Origin of the sequence: Caballeronia sp. AZ7_KS35, assembly GCF_023631045.1 — a bacterium.
Lineage (GTDB): Bacteria > Pseudomonadota > Gammaproteobacteria > Burkholderiales > Burkholderiaceae > Caballeronia > Caballeronia zhejiangensis.
Window position 1 is genome coordinate 57,743 of record NZ_JALQDV010000030.1, and the last position, 19,502, is coordinate 77,244.

Here is a 19,502-nt window from a genome sequence, read left to right on the forward strand (position 1 = left end):
TACGGCCAAGGATAGAGAAACGTGAGCATGTCCATCATCCCCATTCAAACGGCTTCTGTTAAAACGACTTGCCCGTATTGCGGCGTCGGCTGCGGTGTGAACGCATCGCCGAAGAGCGCGACCGAAGTGTCGATCGCCGGCGATGAAACGCATCCATCGAACTTCGGCCGTCTGTGCGTGAAGGGCTCGGCGCTCGGCGAAACGATTGGACTCGAAGGGCGTCTGCTCAATCCGAAACTGCGCGACCGCCGCAGCGGCGCGCTTAGCGATGCATCGTGGGCCGATGCCATCGGCACGGTTGCGAGCGGCTTTTCGCGCATCATCGCGGAGCATGGTCCCGACGCGGTCGCGTTCTATGTATCGGGTCAGTTGCTCACCGAGGACTACTACGTCGCCAACAAGCTGATGAAGGGCTACATCGGCAGCGCAAACATCGATACGAACTCGCGGCTGTGCATGTCGTCGTCGGTGGCGGGACACAAGCGCGCGTTCGGCGAAGACCTCGTGCCGATGAGTTATGAGGACCTCGAACTCGCGGACCTCGTCGTGCTCGTGGGATCGAACACGGCATGGTGTCATCCGATTCTCTTTCAGCGCATCGTGAAGATGAAGGAGAAGCGACCGGAGATGAAGATCGTCGTCATCGATCCGCGCTATACCGCGACTTGCGAAATGGCCGATCTGCATCTGCCGCTCAAGCCTGGCAGCGATGTGGCGCTGTTCAACGGCCTGCTCGCGTTCCTCGCGGAGCACGGCGCAATCGATGCGGCTTTCGTCGATGCACATACCAGCGGTTCCGACGACGCGCTCGCAGCGGCGGGTTCTTCGGATCTCGCGCAAACCGCGAAAGACTGCAAGCTCGATCAACACGATCTGATGGAGTTTTATCGTCTTTTCGCGCGCACGGAGCGCGTGGTGACGGTCTATTCGCAAGGCGTGAATCAGTCGAGCGCCGGCACGGACAAGGTCAACTGCATCATCAATTGCCATCTGCTGACGGGGCGAATCGGCAAGCCTGGCATGGGACCGTTCTCGTTCACCGGCCAGCCCAACGCGATGGGCGGACGCGAAGTCGGCGGCCTCGCGAATACGCTTGCCGCGCATCTCGAGTTCGGCGATCCGCTGCATGGCGAGATGGTGCGGACGTTCTGGAATTCGCCTGCGATTGCAGAGCGCGCCGGATTGAAGGCCGTCGAGTTGTTCGATGCAATCGAAGCGGGCCGCGTGAAAGCCGTATGGGTGATGGGCACCAATCCTGTCGTCAGCCTGCCCGATGGCGATCGCGTGAAGCGCGCGCTCGAGAAATGCGAGCTCGTGGTTGCATCGGACATCATCGAAAAGACGGATACGAACGCGTTCGCCGATGTGCTGCTGCCCGCGCTCGGCTGGGGCGAGAAGGATGGCACCGTGACGAACTCGGAGCGGCGCATCTCGCGTCAACGCGCGTTCATTCCGACGCCGGGCAAGGCGCGCGCGGACTGGCGCATCATCTGCGATGTCGCGCGGCGCATGGGCTTCGAAGGCTTCGATTTTGCGGGTCCGCATGAGATTTTCGACGAGCACGCACGGTTGAGCGCGTATCGCAACGATGCGTCGGCGGGCGTGCATCGCGCGTTTCATATCGGTGGACTGGCCGGGCTCGATCGCGCGCAATACGATGCGCTGCAGCCGACACAATGGCCGTTGCGCGACTCGGCAGAGGGAGGAACGGAGCGGCTCTTCGAAGATCACCGCTTCAGTCATGCAGATGGCCGTGCGCGCTTCGTAGCAACCGTTGCACGCGCGCCCGTGAACGCGCCCGATGACGACTATCCGCTCGTGCTCAACACCGGGCGCGTGCGCGACCAATGGCACACGATGACGCGAACGGGCCGCTCCTCGAAACTCGCGGGCCATATCAGCGAATCGTTCATCGACATGCATCCGCAAGACGCGCTCGCATGCGGCGTGCGCGAAGGCGAACTCGCGCGCGTGTCGAGTCGCTGGGGCTCGATGATCGCGCGCGTGCAGCATGGCGGTGGCATGCCGCGCGGCAGCGTGTTCGTGCCGATCCACTGGAACGATCAGACCGCCTCCGACGCGCGCGTCGGTGCGGTGGTGAATCCCGTCGTCGATCCGGTTTCGGGTGAACCGGAGTTCAAGCACACGCCTGTCGCAATCGAGAAGTTTCACGTGACATGGCACGGCTTTTCGCTCTCTCGCGCCGCGCCGGACCTCGACATGGTCACGCACTGGACGCGCGTGCACGGCACAGGCTTCGTCCGTTACGAAATGGCGGGCCGTAATCGTTTCGATGCATCCCATGGCGATCATCACGATTGGGCGCGTGCGCTCTTTCATATCGACGATGAGCACGCTGACTGGATCGAATACGAGGACAAGAGCGCGGGCGTGTATCGCGCGGCGCATGTGGTCAATGAGCGTATCGAGAGTTGCGTGTTCATCTCCGAGCGGCCCGATCTGCCCGCGCGTGCGTGGCTCGCGACGCTGTTCGAAAAGGGACGCCTCGACGACGAGGACCGCGCGAGCCTCCTGCTCGGTCAGCCGATAGGCAAGGGCGAGGACACCGGGCCGACCGTGTGCTCGTGCTTCGGCGTCGGACGCAATACGATCTGCAACGCGATCCGCGACAAGGGATTGAAGACAGCCGCCGAAATCACCTCGTGCGTGAAGGCGGGCGGCAACTGCGGATCGTGCGTGCCGGAGTTGAAGAAGCTCATCGTTGAGACGGAAATGGCGCGTCTCTCCACTGTCTGATTCGTCCGTGGTCTAACGAACGAACGCGGGCGCATGTCGCCCGCGTTTCGCGTTTTCAAGCCTTCCGATTCCTGCGGAGATCTCCGGAAAAACCCTCGAAAACAGGGCGTTTCCGGGCTATTGGTATGCTCGAATGAGCGCTCGCCAACCAAACTCCTTACGATTTATTACGACGTGAAATGGTGTGTTGGATTGCCAACGCATTCGCCGGTTCATCTTCCGTACAGTCACCTCAAAACACAGGCACTAAACAAACGGATGCCTGAAAACAACACCAAAAGGTAATACGGGGATTGCGATGAAGAACGCAAAACTATTCGAACAAGCGGGAGGCCAGCGCGCCACGATCCGCTCATCCCAGGCCAGCATCGACCTGTTGCACGAACGACGACTTCTGATCGACGTGCGAGCCTCATTCCCAGTCTGATTCGTCAAGCCGCCCCAAAGGGGCGTCCTTTCTCAAACGCTCGCTGATCCATCGAAGCCAGATTCGATCAGACGTCGGAGATAGGAATACTAACGAAACGATATTTGCTGTATCCGCTACATACCGGCGTCGATGTAGCTGGAATTGACTGTGCGCCTACACTTGGAGACCTCACCATGCAACGCAAACTGATCGCAGCAGCCGCCGTCCTCTCGCTCGTTTCCGCCGCTGCCTTCGCAACGGGCACGAACTCCAGCTCGAGCTCGACCTCGGGCGGCACGACCAGCGCAGCCGTGTTCGGCTTCGGCTCGTTCACCGCAACCAACGCGGGCGCCGCCAACGGCCACGCTTCGTCGATCGCCGGCCAGGGCTACGGCGTGACGGGCAACGCGACCAACGCGACGACGAGCCACATCAACACGTCGTCGGTGGGCGGCAAGGGCTTCGGCGGCTCGACGGCGACGGGCGTCTCGGGCGCCGACGCTGCCGCGAATGCCTGGAGCAAGCTGGGCGGCGGCTGGCGCTAAGCACACGGCGACGGACGGCGAACTTCGCCGCAACGGGGTTCGCTTTCCCGCAACCGATGTGATCCCGGTTCGAACAACAAAAAACGAAATCCAATCTTACCGATTCGATAAGGAATGCAAATCATGAAACGCACTCTGATCGCTGCTGCACTGCTCTCGTTCGTCTCCGTCGCCGCGATGGCCACGACCACGAACTCCAGCTCGTCCTCGACCTCGGGCGGCACGACGTCCGCTTCGGTCTCGGGCTTCGGCCGCTTCACGGCGACGAACTCGGGCACGGCCAATGGCAATGCGCAATCGATCGCCGGCAACAAGTTCGGCGTGACGGGCAACGCCACCAACGCAACGACGAGCCACACGAATACGTCGACGGTGAGCGGCTTCGGCCACGGCAACGCACAAGCGGGCGGCACCTCGGGCGCGGACGCAGCGGCCAATGCATGGAGCAAGCTGGGCGGCGGCTGGCGCTAAGCTGGTCGGCGACTCAAGGCAGGGGCGGCGTCATGACGAGCGTGCGCTTGCGGGATACCGCCTTTGCCGAACTCATAAAAAAACTCTAAGTCGTCCGGGACCGTCATGCGCTGTGGCGTTCCCCTTTTCTTCCGGAGAACCAAAATGAACAAGACCACTCTGCAATTGGCATGCGCGGTGCTGTTTTGCGCCGCGCAACTCGCCCACGCCGACACCACCGCCAATTCCTCGTCGGGCTCGGTTTCGGGTTCGACGTCGACGGGCATCGGCCAGGGCGGCGGATCGAGCCTCAACAACATCGGCACGTCGGCGAATTCGACGGCCAACACCAGTTCCAATTCGTCGTCGGTCGGCGGCCTCGGCGTCGCGACGGCGAGCGGCGGCCGTTCGACCGCGCAGGGCGGCTCATCGAATGTGAACATCTCGCTGACGATGCCGCAACTGACGACATCCGGCACGGATGCAAGCGGCGCCGATGCGACCGGCAAGGCGGCCACGAGCGGCCCCGGCACGAGCGCCTTCGACACGCGCACGACGGTCGACTACAACCAGAGCTCGTACTCGGTCCGCACGACGCCGTCGATCGCCGCACCGTCGCTCACCACGACGCTCTCCGACACCTGCATGGGCTCGGCCAGCTTCGGCCTGTCGATCACCGGCTTCGGCGCGACCGGCGGCACGACGCTCGTCGATCAGGCTTGCGTACGCCGCCTCGATGCACGCGAATTCCGCGCGATGGGCCTGACCGATGTCGCGCTCGCGCTCCTCTGCCAGAGCGAAGCGAACCGCCGCGCCGTCGAGGCGACGGGTCATCTGTGCCCGGGCACGACCACGCCGCTCGCGAAATCGGGCGAGGACGCGGTGCTGTCGGATGACGAGAAGTATCGCGATCCGCTGGTGCGCGCGCGCCTCGGCCTGCCGGTGACCGCCGCCAACAATCCGGAAGTCAGCATGAAGACGCAGAACGAGGCCAAGCAGGCTCAGCCGGCGCCCGCGAAGCAGGTCGCGCAGCCGACGCCGGTCGCCGCTCGCGTGTACGATCAGGCTGATACGAATGGCGTCGAAGTGGCGAGCACGCCCATCGGCGAAAAGATCGAAGTCTCGCTGGTGAAGTGAGGAAGCAACAGGTCCAATGGCAGGGTGACGCCATGGAGCGAGAGAGACGCGCCTGAGCAATCGGGCCGTCTCTACCTTTGAAGGGTTGGCTTTTGAAAGACTGGTCCCGGAGAGTCAACCCTCGTTTTCCCGCTGAGGCATGCGATGAAGAGTCACAAGAAAATGGCGGCCATCGCGCTCGCGGCGAGTGCGACGGTCTCGATGATGCCGATGAGCGCGCGCGCCGATGCAAGCGCCGGCGTGATCTGGGCCGCGAACCCGGTCGGCGTGCAGTCGATGCCCGATGCGCAGGCGCTCGCGCTCTTGCCTTCGAGCGGCTACGTGCCCTTGCAGACGTCGGGCGGCAAGTGCCTGCTCGTCGCGCGGCGCGGAACGCAGATCGTCGCAGTGGAGTTGTCGCCGCTCGCGATCGGCGCGAAGGTGATCGGCTGGAAGCCGCAGCAGATCGACATGAGCACGGTCACGTCGAAGTGGGGCTACGTGCCGCCGCAATCGTCGATCGATACGAAGAGCTTCGGCAATCCCGTCACGAGCACGATATCGGAAGCGAACAAGACGGATACGTCGAAAGGCGGATCGTATGCGCGCGCGAGCAGTTGGGGCAATGGCAACGTCGAAGCGCATAGCAGCGCGATCGCGTCGGCAACGGGCGAGACCGAAGCCGCCGAATCGGTGACGGTGAACGGCAAGACGTATCGCAAGTACAGCCACTTCAGGCCGGCGACAGCCGAAGCGCCGATGGCCGCATCGGATGAATACTTCTGTCAGTGATGCACGCGCTTCATGTCGTGGCGGACTTCCGTTCCACGACCGGCGGCACGGGCAAGGCGACGTCTTCGACGGGTCGCGATTCAGTGCCGAAACGCGCGACCGAGAACGAGAACGTGTTGACGCCGTTCTCGCTCGTCGCCGACACGGTGCCGCGATGCATCTCGGCCACCGCCTTCACGATGGCAAGCCCGAGGCCGTGATTCTCGCGGCTATTCGTGCGCGAACTTTCCGCGCGATAGAAGCGGTCGAAGAGATGCGCCATCACATGCGGCTGGATCGATTCGCCGGGATTGGCCACGGCGATGCGAATGCGCCCATGTTCCCGCGTGATGGCCACGGAAATCGTCGCGCCGGGCGCGCAATGCTGAATTGCGTTCATCACGAGATTGGACAGCGCACGGCCGAATAGCGACGTATTGACGAACGCGCGCGCATCGCCGTTCGCGACGGCGCGCACTCGCGCTTCTTCCAGCGGAATCTCGAGAAACTCCAGTGTGCGATTGACCTCCGCCGCGAGCGACACTTCGACGAGTCCCGTCGCGCGTTCGCCCTGATCGGCGCGCGCGAGAAACAGCATGTCGTTGATGATCGCGCGCACGCGTTCGAACTCCTCGAGATTCGATTGCAGCGTGTGACGCAGCTCGTCGATCGAACGATCGCGCGTCAAGGCGACTTCCGTCTGACCGATGAGAATCGTGACCGGCGTGCGCAATTCGTGCGCGACATCGGCGTTGAAGGATTCGAGCCGGCCATATGCGTGATCGAGCCGTTCGAGCGCGCCATTGAAGGACTTCGCGAGATCTTCGAGTTCCATCGGCAGCGCGCGCGTGTTCAGGCGTTGCGATCGATTGGTCGGACTCAGCTTCGATGCATCGCGCGTGAGGCGCGTGAGCGGTGCGAGGCCGAGCCGCGCGACCGAATAACTCAGCAGCAGGACCGCGACCGTGGCGAGCGCCATCAGCGCGGCGAGCGCGAGACCGAACGCGCGCATCGTATGAACGTTCGGCGAGCAATCGATCGCGACGAAGAGCTGCAGCGGCGGACGATCCCCGTTGGGCGGAATCGTGAGCGTGGTCATCAGCATGTCGTAGGCGCGATCTTCCGGACGGAAGTGAACGTAACCGCCCATCACGCGCTTGACGACGCGGCCCGCGGGCGGCGAGCCGTATTCATAGCGCGGATCGTTGCTGGACACGGCAAAGAGCGTGGAGCCGTCGCGCGGGGTGATGTCGGCGAGCTTCTCCTTCGCGATCTTCCATTTCTCCGGCGTCGATACATGCGTGACGATGAGCCGCGCAATCTCCGCGCGATTGTCGAGCGAGTCGCGCAAATGCTGCTCCAGTTGCACGCGCAGCACGAGAAAGAGTCCCGAGCCGACGAGCGCAAACACGAACAGCGCGACGAGCGCGAACATGACGGCGAGCCGCCGCGAAATGGAGCGTTGCGTGCGCGGCTCGCGCGCGTCGCGTGCCTCGCGTGGCGTCGACGATATCCACTGCGTGTTCATGATGGTCTCGCGTCTTCCCTTGCTTCGCGCGTGTCGCGAACTTCGCGCACTTCGAGCACATAGCCCATGCCACGCACGGTATGAAGCAGTTTGGTGCGGAACGGTCCGTCCAGTTTCGCGCGCAGCCGCTTGATCGCCGTTTCGACGACGTTCGTGTGACTTTCGAAATCGACTTCCCAGACGAGCTCGGTGATCGCGGTCTTCGAGAGAATGTCGCCGTGACGGCGCGCGAGCACCGAGAGCAACTGAAATTCCTTCGCGGTGAGGTCGAGCCGCACGCCGTCGCGTGTTGCGCGGCGGCCGATCAGATCGACATACAGATCGCCGACCGATATCAATGTCGATTCCTGCGCGCGCGTGCGGCGGGCGAGCGCATGCAGACGCTCGACGAGTTCGAGAAACGAGAACGGCTTCGTGAGGTAATCGTCCGCGCCTTCGCGCAGGCCGCGCACACGATCGTTGATGTGATCGCGCGCGGTCAGCATGATGACCGGCGTCGACTTCTGGAGGCGCAGCGCCTTCAATACCGCGAAGCCGTCGCGTCTTGGCAGCATCACGTCGAGCACGATCACGTCGTAGTCGTATTCGATGGCGAGATGCGTGCCTTCCTCGCCGTCCATCGCGACATCGACGACCCAGCCTTGCTCGGTCAACCCCGAGCGCAGGTAATCCACCACTTTGTGTTCGTCTTCGACTATCAGGACTTTCATGCCTGGCACCTGTGCGCGTTCAGTGTGTGTTTACCGCATTGTTCAACTGCTAACTATACGAGCCTCGCGGGCATCGTGCTTACGTTTTCTTTCTACTCGCCCGAAGTAGTTGCGTTCGCAAGCTTCTGATCGTCGTTCGATGCAGTGTCCCATCCGCCGCCCAATGCCTTCACGAGCGCCACCGATACGGTGCGCTGCTGTCCGCGAATCTGCACGTCCTGTCGTTCGCTCGTGAGCAATTGCTGCTGTGCGGTGATGACGTCGAGATAGGCGACGAGCCCGCCCGAATAACGATCGTTCGCGAGCGACAGCAAGCGTTGCGCATCGACGACCGCGGCGTGCGACTGTTTCGCCGCGCCGTCCAGCACCGACAATCCGACGATGCCGTCCTGCACTTGCTGAAACGCGCCGAGCACCGTCTGCCGATAATTCGCGACGGCCGCGACATAGCCTTCGTTCGCGAAATCGACGGCTGCCGAGCGCCGTCCGCCATCGAAGATGACCTGGCTTGCCATCGTCCCGATGGTCCACAAAAGGCTCGGCGCGGAAATCAGACTTGAGAACGCCGTGCTTTCCCAGCCGACCGTGCCGTTCAACGTGAGGCTCGGAAAGAACGCCGCTTTCGCGACGCCGATCTGCGCATTGGCCGCGGCCATCGCACGCTCGGCGGATGCGACATCGGGCCGGCGTTGCAGTACATCGCTCGGCACGCCGAGTGGAATCGGCGGAAGCGGGCGTTCGTTCAATTCAGGCGCGATCGAGAATTGCGGCGCGGGCGTCCCGACGAGCGCGGCGATCGCATGTTCGAATTGCGCGCGCTGATTGAGCAGCAGTTGCGCCTGCACGCGCGTCTGATCGAGTTGCGCTTGCTGCTGCAATACATCGAGGCCTGACACCGCGCCGAGATCGTGTTGCGCCTGCACGTAATCGAGCGCTTTCTTTTGCAGCACGACAGAACGATTCAGCACGTCGATCTCCGCATCGAGCTCGCGCATCGAGAAGTAGTCGCTGGCGAGATCGGTGGTCAGCACGAGGCGCGCATTCGCGAGATCGTCGCGCGACTGATCCGCCGATGCATGCGCGGCCTCCACTTCGCGACGGATGCGGCCGAACAGATCGACGTCGTAGTTGACCGTCGGCGCGAGCTTCAGATCGCTTTGAACGGTAGCGTTGCTCGGCGTCGCGTAGTTGGTGACGGGCCGGTTCTTCGAAATGCGCGAGCGCGACGCGTTTGCACCGAGATCGACTTCAGGCAGCGTCAGCGCGGATGTTTGCGCGAGCGTCGCGCGAGCCTGTGCGTAGTGCGCGCTCGCCGCGGCGAGCGTCTGATTCTGTGCGAGCGCCAGCGTTTCGAGACCGTTCAACGTCACATCGCCGAAGCCTTGCCACCAGTCGAGCGCGAGCGGCGCATGCGACGGCTCGCCCACGCGCCAGTACGAATCCGTCTTCCACGTAGGCGGCGTTGCGGCGACGGGCCGATGATAGTCGGGCCCGACCGTACACGCGGCAAGCAGCGAGACGAGCGTGATGCCAAGCGCGGTCTTCATGATGCGGCCTTGCTGCCCGACGCGGGCTGTCGTTGCGTTTGCTGCGGCGCGATCACGACGTGATCGCCATCGGCGATCGAATCGCTCGGGTTGATGATGACCTTGTCGGTCGCGTCGATTCCGCTCTCGATTTCGAGCGATTGTCCGAGATCCTGCGCGATCACGATCTTGCGCAGGCTCACATGACCGTTGCCATCGACGACCGCGAGACGTGGACCTTCGGAACGGAAGAGCAGCGCGTTGCCTGGCACGAGCAGACGCGCGTGCGCGGTCGCGGGCACGGCGACCTGCACATACGCGCCGGGCCGTAGCCGCCCATCGGGATTCGGCAGCGTCACTTCGACTTGCAACGAGCGCGTGGGCACGTCGATCGCGCCGGAGATGTGCGTGATCTTGCCGTGGAACTGTTCGCCGGGCAGCTCCGCCTGCGTGACCGTCACGTCCTGTCCGACCGATACGTTCTGCGCGTAAGCCTGCGGCAACTGCACGAACACGCGCAACGGGTCCGACTGGGCGAGCGCGAAGAGCGCGCGGCTCGTGCCGCTGCCCGCATCGATCAGATCGCCGACATCCACATTGCGCTGCGTGACGACGCCCGCAAAAGGCGCGACGATGCGCTTGAACGATTCGAGCTGACGCAGACGCTTCACGTTGGCATCGGCGGCCGCGAGATTCGCGACGTCCTGGTTGTACGTGCTCTGACGCTCGTCGAGTTCCTGTTGCGACACGGCATCGCGCTGACGCAATTGCTGCCAGCGTTCGAGCGAGCTCTTCGCGAGTCCGAGGCTCGATGCCGTCTGATCGCGTTGCGCGACCGCTTGCGCAAGCTCCTGATCGATCTCGGGCGTGTCGAGATCGGCGAGCAACTGGCCTTGCTTCACGCGCGATCCGATATCGACGTACCAGTGCAGCAGATAACCCGTCGCACGCGCATAGATCGGCGATTCGACGAAGCCGCGCAAGGTCCCCGGCAACGTCGTTTCGCCGCCGCCATCGGTCTCTTTAGGCATGACGACGTTCACGTATTGCTGCGCGTTCTGCTGCGTGCGCGCGGCGATGGAATGGCCATGCAGCACATCGGTGACGACCGTGCGCGCCGCGCCTATCGCGAGCAACGCGAGCACGATCACGAGCGCGATCTTCGCGCGTTTCCATTCGACGTTGCGCGGCGGCAGCGCGGGCCCTTCGTTCGGGTCGCGAGCGGGAATCGCAAGCGATGCGTGGTTCTTTTCAGTCATGTTCGTCGGGATGCTTTGATGTCAGTGTTGGCCGCTGCCGTCTTCATGTTGCGTGTTACCTCTTCGCGCGGCGCGCCGTGCAAGACGTGCGTGAATGCCTGCGAAGACGAGCGGCACGAAAAAGAGCGTGGAAACCGTTGCGAACAGCAGGCCACCGATCACCGCGCGGCCGAGCGGCGCGTTTTGCTCGGCGCCTTCGCCGAGGCCGAGCGCCATCGGAATCATGCCGATGATCATCGCGAACGCGGTCATCAACACGGGGCGTATGCGGCTCGCGCCCGCCTCGAGCGCGGCGGTGAGCGGCGGCATGCCCGCGTTCAGACGCTGTCGCGCGAACGAGACCATCAGGATGCTGTTCGCGGTGGCGACGCCCATCGTCATGATCGCGCCGGTCAGCGCGGGCACGCTCAGGTGCGTGCCGGTGAGAAAGAGCATCCAGATGATGCCCGCGAGCGCGGCGGGCAATGCGCTTACGATGATGAGCGGATCGATCCACGACTGGAAGTTCACGACGATCAGCAGATACACGAGCACGATCGCCATCGCGACGCCCAATCCGAGGCCGACGAACGACGTCCGCATCGTCTCGACCTGACCGCGCACGACGATCTGGCTGCCGCGCGGAAGCGTCTTCTGCGCTTCATCGACGAGTTGATTAACCTGGCGCGCGACGCTGCCGAGATCGCGGCCTTCGACGCTCACGAAGAGATCGATCACGGGCCGGATGTTGTAGTGCGTGACCACCGCGAACTGATTCTTCGGCGAGAGGCGCACGAGGTTGCCGAGCAGTTGCGTGGGACCGTTGAGCGATGCGGACACGGGCGTTCGCAGCAGTTCGTCGATCGATGAAATCTGATACTGCGGCGTCTGCACCGCGAGGTTGTATTCGACGCCGTTGCGCGGGTTGAACCAGAATCCCGGCGCGGTTTGCGAGCTTCCCGAAAGCGAAACCAGCACGTTCTGCGCGACGTTGCTTGCGGACAGATTGAGTTGCTGCAGGCGCGTGCGATCCATCTGCAAATCGATGGCCGGTTCGTCTAGCTTCTGCTGGATGTGCGTATCGACATTGCCGGGAATCATGCGGATCTGCTTCATCAGCTTGCTCGCGACTTCGAAATTCGCCTGGCCGTTCTGTCCTTGAATCTGCACGTCGATGGCGGCGGGCAAGCCGAAGTTGAGAATCTGCGTGACGATGTCCGCAGGTTGAAAGAAGAATTCGACGCCGGGAAAGCGGCGCGGCAGGAGCGCACGCAATTCGTCGATGTACTTTTGCGTCGGCGAATGATCCGCGTTGAGCGCGACCTGAATTTCGCCGTCGAGCGTGCCGATCGTTCCGGCATTGCTGTACGACAGGTTGATGCCGCTATAAGGCAGACCGAGGTTATCCAGTATCGTCGCGAGTTCGTCTTGCGGCACGATCTGGCGCACGACCTTTTCGACTTCATCCGCGAGTCGCGCGGTCTCCTCGATGCGCGTGCCGGTCGGCGCGCGCATGTGCAGGCGAATATCGCCCGCATCGACGCTCGGGAAGAAGTCTTCGCCGAGCACGAACACGAGGCCCGCCGACAACAGGCAGAAGCCGAGAAAGAGCGTCGCGAACAGACGCCGCTTCACGAGCAGGCTCGACAGAATCACGATATACGCGCCGCGCATGCGCTCGAAGCCGCGATCGAAGCGCTGATGCAGACGCACGAAGAGATTCGGCTTTGCCTTCCCATCGGGTGCGTGCGCGTGGCCCATCAACAGCATCGCGAGCGTCGGCACGAGCGTGCGCGAAAGGATGTACGACGCGAGCATTGCGAACACGACGGCTTCCGCAAGCGGCACGAACAGGAACTTGGCGACGCCGGTGAGAAAGAACATCGGCACGAACACGATGCAGATGCACAGCGTCGAGACGAGCGCGGGCACCGCGATTTCACCTGCGCCTTCGAGGATCGCGTCGTGCAGATTCGTGCCCATGTGCAGATGACGCTCGATGTTCTCGATCGTGACGGTGGCATCGTCGACGAGAATGCCGACTGCGAGCGCGAGGCCGCCGAGCGTCATGATGTTGATCGTCTGCCCGAGCGCATGCAGCACGATCAGCGACGAGAGAATCGAGAGCGGTATCGAGATCGCGATGATGCAGGTGCTGCGCCAGTTGCCGAGAAAGAGCAGGATCATCGCGGCGGTGAGCGCGGCGGCGATGAGCGCTTCGCGCACGACGCCTTGCACGGCGGCCTTCACGAACACCGACTGATCGAAGAGCGCGCTGATCTTCAGATCGGAAGGCAGCGACGCCCGCGCTTGCGGCAAGAGATCATGCAACGTATTGACGATGGACAGCGTCGACGCGTTGCCGTTCTTCAGCACCGAGATCAACACGCCGCGATGCCCGTCCTGACGCACGATGTTGGTCTGCGGCGAGAAGCCGTCGCGGACGTGCGCGACTTCGCGCAGATAGGTCGTCGCGCCGTTGATCGTGCGAACCGGAATGTCGTTCAGGCCCGCGACGGTCGCGGGCGAACCGTTCATGTCGACCGTATATTCGCGCGGGCCGATCTTTGCGGTGCCGGTCGGAAGGATCAGGTTTTGCGCGTTGACGGCCTGGACGACATCGGTCGGCGTGAGTCCTTTCGCGAGCAGCGCGCGCGTGTCGAGATCGACGGAGATGAGGCGCGTCTTGCCGCCATACGGATAAGGCACGGCCGCGCCCGGAATCGTCACGAGTTGAGGGCGCAAGAAATTGAGCGCGGTATCGTTCAGGTCCTGCTCGGATTGCTTCGGACTCGAAAGCCCGAGCTGAATCACCGGAATGCTCGACGCCGAATAGCTGATGACGAGGGGCGGCGTCGCGCCCGGCGGCATCTGCTTCACTTGCGCCTGTTCGACGGCCACTGTTTGCGCGATCGCGGTCTGGATGTTCGCGGTGGGCTGCAGAAAGAGCTTGATGATCGCGATGCCTTGCAGCGATTGCGACTCGATGTGCTCGATATTGTTCACCGTGGTCGTGAGGCTGCGCTCGTTGACCGACGTGATGCGATTGGCCATGTCCTGCGCGGAAAGGCCTGTGTAATTCCAGATGATGCTGACAACCGGAATGTCGATTTCGGGAAGCACGTCCACAGGCGTCGTCATGAGGACGAACGGCGTCGCCAGCAGGATCATGATGGCCATCACGATGAACGTGTATGGCCGCTTAAGCGCAACGTTGACTATCCACATTGAGTCGTTCGGAAGAAGCTGGGAGAGGGCGCTGCGAATGAGGCGAATGCAACGCGCGGGACGCAATGACGGAGCGGGGCGTGCGGTTCGCCATCAGTGTCGTTATAGTAGTGGCCGGGTGCCAACGACAATATGACGTGAATATGGCGCCGATGTCAGATAAGGCGGTTTGAAAGCAAGCTTGCGAAAGCCCATGGTAGGGCGGAGCATTCGCATCGGACAGCGGGGAATAGCGAAGCGCGAGCGCGGGTTACGCGCTTCGAAGGGACGCGAGCGAGACGGCGCGGAAGGCCGCGCGTGTCTCGTTCGATGAGCGTGCGTTACTGCGGGGTTTGACCGAGCGGCGTCGTCGACATCGTGCGTCCCGAAGACGACGAACCGTCGCTGGACGAACCATATGCGCTTTGCGCGCTGACCTTGGCTTCGGCTGCCTGGATGTCGTTCGGATAGAACGCATCGCGCTCGGACGGGTTATAGCCGGCTTGTTCGACGCGTTGCAGATCCGCTTTCACCTGCGCGCGCGTGAGACCTTCGGATTGTGCGAGCGCGGCGAGCGGCGCGGCAGCAAGGGCGATTACAGCGATGCGTGTGACTAGTTTCATGGCGCACTCCTCATGCGGGTAAAAATGAACGGGACGTGCGGTTGCGCGATATGCAGCGTCGGCACGCTCGCTACAGCCACCACTGAATTCTATTTGTCGTACCGTGACGAGATGCTGGCGATGAGATGACGCTTTGGTCAGATTGGGGCTGTCTGTGAATGCGCGCAGCCGGTGATAGACTCGCCCGCGAGACGCGCCTTGTAAGCTACCTGAACAACATCGTTCGCGGATGTTGTCCCCGATATCCCATCAGGACTCGATAAATTGCCGTTCAATCTGCCGACCACGGCCACCGCGCCGTTTTGCCCATCGGAAGTCAAAGGCTCCATCGCCGTTTCGCCGGGCGCGCCGCTATGGAAGAAGCTTCTGCAATTCGCGGGGCCGGGCTTGCTCATTTCCATCGGCTATATGGACCCGGGCAACTGGGCGACGGATATCGAAGCCGGCTCACGCTACGGCTATAGCCTGCTCTTTGTCGTCGTGTTGTCGAGTCTTGCGGCGATGGTGCTGCAATGTCTTTCGATGCGCCTTGGCATCGTCACGGGAAAGGATCTCGCGCAGCTATCGCGTGAGCGTTACGCGAAACCGGTCGCGAGCGTGCAATGGATGCTCGCGGAGTTATCGATCATCGCGTGCGATCTCGCGGAAGTGCTCGGCGGCGCGCTCGCGTTTCATTTGCTGTTCGGCGTTTCGCTGATGTGGGGCGTGGTGCTCACCGCATTCGATACGCTCATCGTGCTGGGCCTGAAAGGCAAGAACTTTCGCGACCTCGAAGCCATCATGCTCGGGCTCATCGCGACGATCGGCGTCGGTTATATCGTCGAGCTCGTGCTCGTCAAACCGCATTGGCCTTCGGTTGCTGCCGGGCTCGTGCCATCGATTCACGCGTTGAGCGATCGCGAGCCGCTTTATCTCGCGATAGGCATTCTCGGCGCGACCGTGATGCCGCATAACCTGTATCTGCATTCCTCGATCGTGCAGACGCGCGTGGTGAATCGCGATGCGAAGAGCCTTGCATCGGCGATCAATCTCTCGCGGCTCGATACGATCGTGTCGCTCGTTCTCGCGCTGCTGATCAATGCGGCGATCCTGATTCTCGCGGCATCGGCATTTCACGCGACGGGACACACGCAAGTGACCGAGATCGAAGATGCGTACAAGCTGCTTGCGCCTATCGTGGGAACCGGGCTTGCGGCGATTCTCTTCGCGGTGACGCTCTTTGCATCGGGCCAGAGTTCGACGTTCACCGGGACCATTGCAGGGCAGGTCATCATGGAAGGGTTCCTGCAACTGAAAATCCCGTGCTATCAGCGCCGATTCATCACGCGGGCGCTTGCGCTCGTGCCAGCGTTGATCGGCGTGTACGTGATGGGCAACGGCGCGGTCGGCAAGCTGCTGGTCGCGAGTCAGGTCGTGCTGAGCCTGCAACTGCCGTTCGCGCTTTATCCGCTGATCCGGATGACGAGCGATCGCGGCCTCATGGGAGCGTTCTCGAACAAACCGTTCATGAAGCTCGTCGCGTGGGCGCTGTTCGTGGTCATCAGCGCGGCGAACGTCTGGCTCGTGGTGCAGACGGTCGCGGAGTGGCTCGGCTGAAATGAAAAGCGCCATGCACGATTCGATGTGCATGGCGCTTCGTCAAGCCGCGAGCGTTGTCTACTTCACTACCGCCGCCGGCGCATCCGACTTGACCGAGACCGGCGCGGGAAGCGCCGCTTCGACAGGCCGCGTTTCATCGACCGTGGTTCTGCCGCCATCGCGGAAGAACGCCTGTTCCGCGGCCTTGTTCAGCACGAGAATACTGATCCGCCGATTCGTCGGCTCGTCGACGACATCCTTGTTGAGCGGCAGCACGTCGGACAGTCCGCGCACTTGCAGCACCTTGCTTTCCTTCATGCCGCCCGCGACGAGCGCGCGCCGCGCGGCATTCGCCCGCTCGCTCGAAAGCTCCCAGTTCGAATAGCCCGCCTGACCGCCGGAATAGGGCACTGCATCCGTATGCCCCGCGATCGACACGCGGTTATCGACATCGTTCAGCGATGCGCCGATGTTCGTCAGAATCGTCGTCACATAGCTTTCGAGTCTCGAACTGCCCGATGCGAACATCGGCCGCTTGAGCGAATCGACGATCTCGATACGCAAGCCTTCACTCGTGATCGCGATGCGAATCTGGTCCTTATACGCGCGCAGCGCAGGCGTCTGCTCGATGAGCGCCATCAGCTTCTGCTTGAGCTGCTGCAGCTTGCGCAAGTCGTCCATCGCAACGGCAGCGCGCGCGATCGATTGCGGCACCGGTTGCGTCTGGGTCTTGTTGCCTTCACCCGGACGCGTGCTCGACAGATCCCTGCCGCCGCCCGCGATGACGCTCGTATGCGCCGACGCGCCGCCATCGTTGCCGAACAATGCGGAAAGCGGCGTATTGAAGTATTGCTCGATGCCTTCCTTGTCGTACTTCGATGTCGATCCGAGCAGCCACATCAACAGAAAGAACGCCATCATCGCGGTGACGAAGTCGGCGTAGGCGATCTTCCATGCGCCGCCATGATGGCCGTGTCCGTGCGCCTTCTTCTTGCGCTTGACGACGACAGTCGGCGCAAGCACGGACTGCAGCGGATCGCGTGACGGTTTCTCAGCCATGTGCGTTGGTCCTTTGCGTACCCGATGTCATCACGAAGCCGCCTTCGGCATCTTGGTGGCACGAACCGCGTCGTCGAGTTCCTTGAAGCTCGGACGATCGGCGGTGAAGAGCACCTTGCGGCCGAACTCGACCGCGATCGTCGGCGCATAACCGTTCATCGATGCGAGCAGCACGGACTTCACGCACTGGAACGGCTTCGCTTCGGCCGCGCCCTTCGCGTTGAGCAGGTCCGCGAGCGGGCCGATGAAGCCGTACGCCAGCAGAATGCCGAGGAACGTGCCGACGAGCGCACCCGCGATCATCTCGCCGAGCACGGCGGGCGCGGCGCCGACCGAGCCCATCGTGTGCACGACGCCCATCACCGCGGCGACGATACCGAATGCAGGCAGGCCATCGGCCATTTTCTGAATGGCGTTCGCGGCGATCGAGCTTTCGGTGTGGTGCGTGTCGAGCTCTTCGTCCATCAGATCCTGCATTTCGAGCGCGTTGACATTGCCCGCAGACATCATGCGCAGATAGTCGACGATGAAGTCGAGCAGATGATGATCGGCCATGACGTGCTCGTACTTCTGAAAGACCGGGCTGGACTCGGGCGCATCGACATCGGCTTCGAGCGCCATCATGCCTTCCTTGCGCGCCTTCTGAAGCAGTTCGTAGAGCAATGCGATCAGCGCGAGATATTTCTCTTTCGTGTAGCCGCCGCCCTTGAACGCCTTCGGAATCGATTGCAACGTTTTCTTGAGCGTCGCGGTCGGATTCGACACGACGAACGCGCCGATCGCCGCGCCGAAAATACACAGCAGCTCGAACGGTTGCACGAGGGCCGCGAGGTGGCCGCCGACGCCGACGAAGCTTCCGATCACCGAGCCGATGACCAACAACCATCCGATGATGACAAACATGATTTCTCCGCAAAAGTCCGGGCGCCGCGGGCCGTGCGTGCTCGGGATTGAGACGCGCACGGCTCGCGACGCATTGTTCGCTTGTTGTTGGACTTATCGGCGCGAAAGTGCCGGAGATTTAGGGTGTCGCGCGCAAGTTTTTCTTCGCAAATGTTTGCGGCGTAAATGTTACGTTCGTGGCGCCGCTTACTTCGCAGGTAATGGATCGCGTGATCATGTTTCGTCTAACATCGGTTGCATGAACTCGACCCTCGTACATCCAGCCGTTCGATCGGACGTCGGCGCGCTATTGCGCGAATGGCGTCAGCGCAGGCGCATGAGCCAGCTCGATCTCGCAGGCGTTGCGGACGTGTCCACGCGTCACCTGAGCTTCGTCGAATCGGGCCGCTCGCTGCCGAGCCGGGACATGCTGATGCGCCTCGCCGAGCAACTGGACGTGCCGCTGCGCGAGCGCAACACGCTGCTCGTCGCGGCCGGTTATGCGCCGCTTTATCGCGAGCGCGCGCTGGCCGATCCGCAACTTTCCGCTGCCAGGCGTGCTGTCGATCTCGTGCTCAAAGGGCATGAGCCGTATCCCGCGCTCGCGGTCGATCGTCACTGGACGATGATCGCGGCCAACGCGGCTTTCGCGCCGCTCGTCGCATCGGCGGATGCGCAATTGCTCGTGCCGCCCGTCAACGTGCTGCGGCTGTCGATGCATCCGCAAGGTCTCGCCGATGCCATCGACAACTGGCACGAGTGGCGCGCGCATCTGCTCGCGCGCCTGCGCCGGCAAATCGACGTGTCCGGCGATGCGACGCTCGTCGCGCTCTTGGCCGAACTGGAGGCGTATCCCGCGCCGCGTCACGCGACCCACGAGCCGCGCGGCGAGACCGATCCCGTCGTCGTGCCCTTGCGTTTGCGCACGCAGCACGGCGTGCTGTCGTTCTTGAGCACGACGACGGTTTTCGGCACGCCCGTCGACATCACGTTGTCGGAGCTTGCGATCGAAGCCTTCTTTCCCGCCGACGATTCGACCGCCGCCATCCTTCGCGAACTCGCCGACGCAAGACGTTGAGCTTGCGTCGCGCCGCGCATGCTTA

General features: G+C 62.7%; 15 protein-coding genes. 7 read left to right on the forward strand and 8 right to left on the reverse strand.

Annotated features, from left to right (window positions below):
- Nucleotides 1-27: 27 nt before the first annotated feature.
- The 5 genes from NCT05_RS18575 to NCT05_RS18595 all read left to right on the forward strand — a co-directional run bounded on the left by NCT05_RS18575 (nt 28) and on the right by NCT05_RS18595 (nt 6,069).
- On the forward strand, nt 28-2,757 hold the full coding sequence (locus tag NCT05_RS18575; protein WP_250502911.1) for a nitrate reductase: 2,730 nt from the start codon (nt 28-30) through the stop codon (nt 2,755-2,757).
- A gap of 603 nt (nt 2,758-3,360) precedes the next feature.
- Nucleotides 3,361-3,711: a hypothetical protein gene (locus NCT05_RS18580; RefSeq protein ID WP_175979217.1), complete on the forward strand. Its 351-nt coding sequence runs from the start codon at nt 3,361-3,363 to the stop codon at nt 3,709-3,711.
- 123 nt (nt 3,712-3,834) lie between these two features.
- Complete coding sequence (locus NCT05_RS18585; RefSeq protein ID WP_175979218.1) at nt 3,835-4,182, forward strand: hypothetical protein; 348 nt, start codon at nt 3,835-3,837, stop codon at nt 4,180-4,182.
- A 144-nt stretch (nt 4,183-4,326) separates the two neighbouring features.
- On the forward strand, nt 4,327-5,298 hold the full coding sequence (locus NCT05_RS18590; RefSeq protein WP_008353590.1) for a hypothetical protein: 972 nt from the start codon (nt 4,327-4,329) through the stop codon (nt 5,296-5,298).
- A gap of 144 nt (nt 5,299-5,442) precedes the next feature.
- The gene (locus NCT05_RS18595; protein ID WP_175979219.1) at nt 5,443-6,069 is read left to right on the forward strand and encodes a hypothetical protein; all 627 of its coding nucleotides are present in this window, start codon (nt 5,443-5,445) and stop codon (nt 6,067-6,069) included.
- Nucleotides 6,070-6,079: 10 nt separating this feature from the next.
- Here NCT05_RS18595 and NCT05_RS18600 read toward each other — a convergent pair whose 3' ends face one another.
- From NCT05_RS18600 to NCT05_RS18625, 6 genes are all read right to left on the reverse strand, one after another.
- Nucleotides 6,080-7,576 (reverse strand): heavy metal sensor histidine kinase, encoded by a 1,497-nt coding sequence (locus NCT05_RS18600; RefSeq protein WP_008353588.1) that lies wholly within the window; start codon nt 7,574-7,576, stop codon nt 6,080-6,082.
- Entirely contained in the window at nt 7,573-8,286 is a 714-nt protein-coding gene (locus NCT05_RS18605; protein WP_008353587.1) for a heavy metal response regulator transcription factor, read from the reverse strand. The genes NCT05_RS18600 and NCT05_RS18605 overlap by 4 nt, the downstream gene beginning before the upstream one ends.
- A 92-nt stretch (nt 8,287-8,378) precedes the next feature.
- Nucleotides 8,379-9,833 (reverse strand): efflux transporter outer membrane subunit, encoded by a 1,455-nt coding sequence (locus tag NCT05_RS18610; protein ID WP_250502912.1) that lies wholly within the window; start codon nt 9,831-9,833, stop codon nt 8,379-8,381.
- Nucleotides 9,830-11,071 carry an efflux RND transporter periplasmic adaptor subunit gene (locus NCT05_RS18615; protein ID WP_250440537.1) on the reverse strand — a complete coding sequence of 414 codons (1,242 nt, stop codon included), beginning with the start codon at nt 11,069-11,071 and terminating at the stop codon, nt 9,830-9,832. Before NCT05_RS18615 ends, NCT05_RS18610 begins: the two co-directional genes overlap by 4 nt.
- Nucleotides 11,072-11,092: 21 nt before the next feature.
- The gene (locus NCT05_RS18620; RefSeq protein WP_250502913.1) at nt 11,093-14,278 is read right to left on the reverse strand and encodes an efflux RND transporter permease subunit; all 3,186 of its coding nucleotides are present in this window, start codon (nt 14,276-14,278) and stop codon (nt 11,093-11,095) included.
- A gap of 320 nt (nt 14,279-14,598) precedes the next feature.
- On the reverse strand, nt 14,599-14,880 hold the full coding sequence (locus tag NCT05_RS18625; RefSeq protein ID WP_008353580.1) for a DUF4148 domain-containing protein: 282 nt from the start codon (nt 14,878-14,880) through the stop codon (nt 14,599-14,601).
- A 264-nt stretch (nt 14,881-15,144) separates the two neighbouring features.
- Here NCT05_RS18625 and NCT05_RS18630 point away from each other — a divergent pair, with 264 nt between their 5' ends.
- Nucleotides 15,145-16,476 carry an Nramp family divalent metal transporter gene (locus tag NCT05_RS18630; protein WP_250502914.1) on the forward strand — a complete coding sequence of 444 codons (1,332 nt, stop codon included), beginning with the start codon at nt 15,145-15,147 and terminating at the stop codon, nt 16,474-16,476.
- 60 nt (nt 16,477-16,536) lie between these two features.
- On the opposite strand, the gene motB is transcribed toward NCT05_RS18630, so the two are convergent.
- Both motB and motA read right to left on the reverse strand, forming a co-directional pair.
- Nucleotides 16,537-17,517 carry a flagellar motor protein MotB gene (motB, locus tag NCT05_RS18635; RefSeq protein WP_008353578.1) on the reverse strand — a complete coding sequence of 327 codons (981 nt, stop codon included), beginning with the start codon at nt 17,515-17,517 and terminating at the stop codon, nt 16,537-16,539.
- Nucleotides 17,518-17,547: 30 nt separating this feature from the next.
- Nucleotides 17,548-18,420 (reverse strand): flagellar motor stator protein MotA, encoded by an 873-nt coding sequence (motA, locus tag NCT05_RS18640; protein ID WP_008353577.1) that lies wholly within the window; start codon nt 18,418-18,420, stop codon nt 17,548-17,550.
- 238 nt (nt 18,421-18,658) lie between these two features.
- Here motA and NCT05_RS18645 point away from each other — a divergent pair, with 238 nt between their 5' ends.
- The gene (locus NCT05_RS18645; protein WP_175979224.1) at nt 18,659-19,477 is read left to right on the forward strand and encodes a helix-turn-helix domain-containing protein; all 819 of its coding nucleotides are present in this window, start codon (nt 18,659-18,661) and stop codon (nt 19,475-19,477) included.
- Nucleotides 19,478-19,502: the final 25 nt, after the last annotated feature.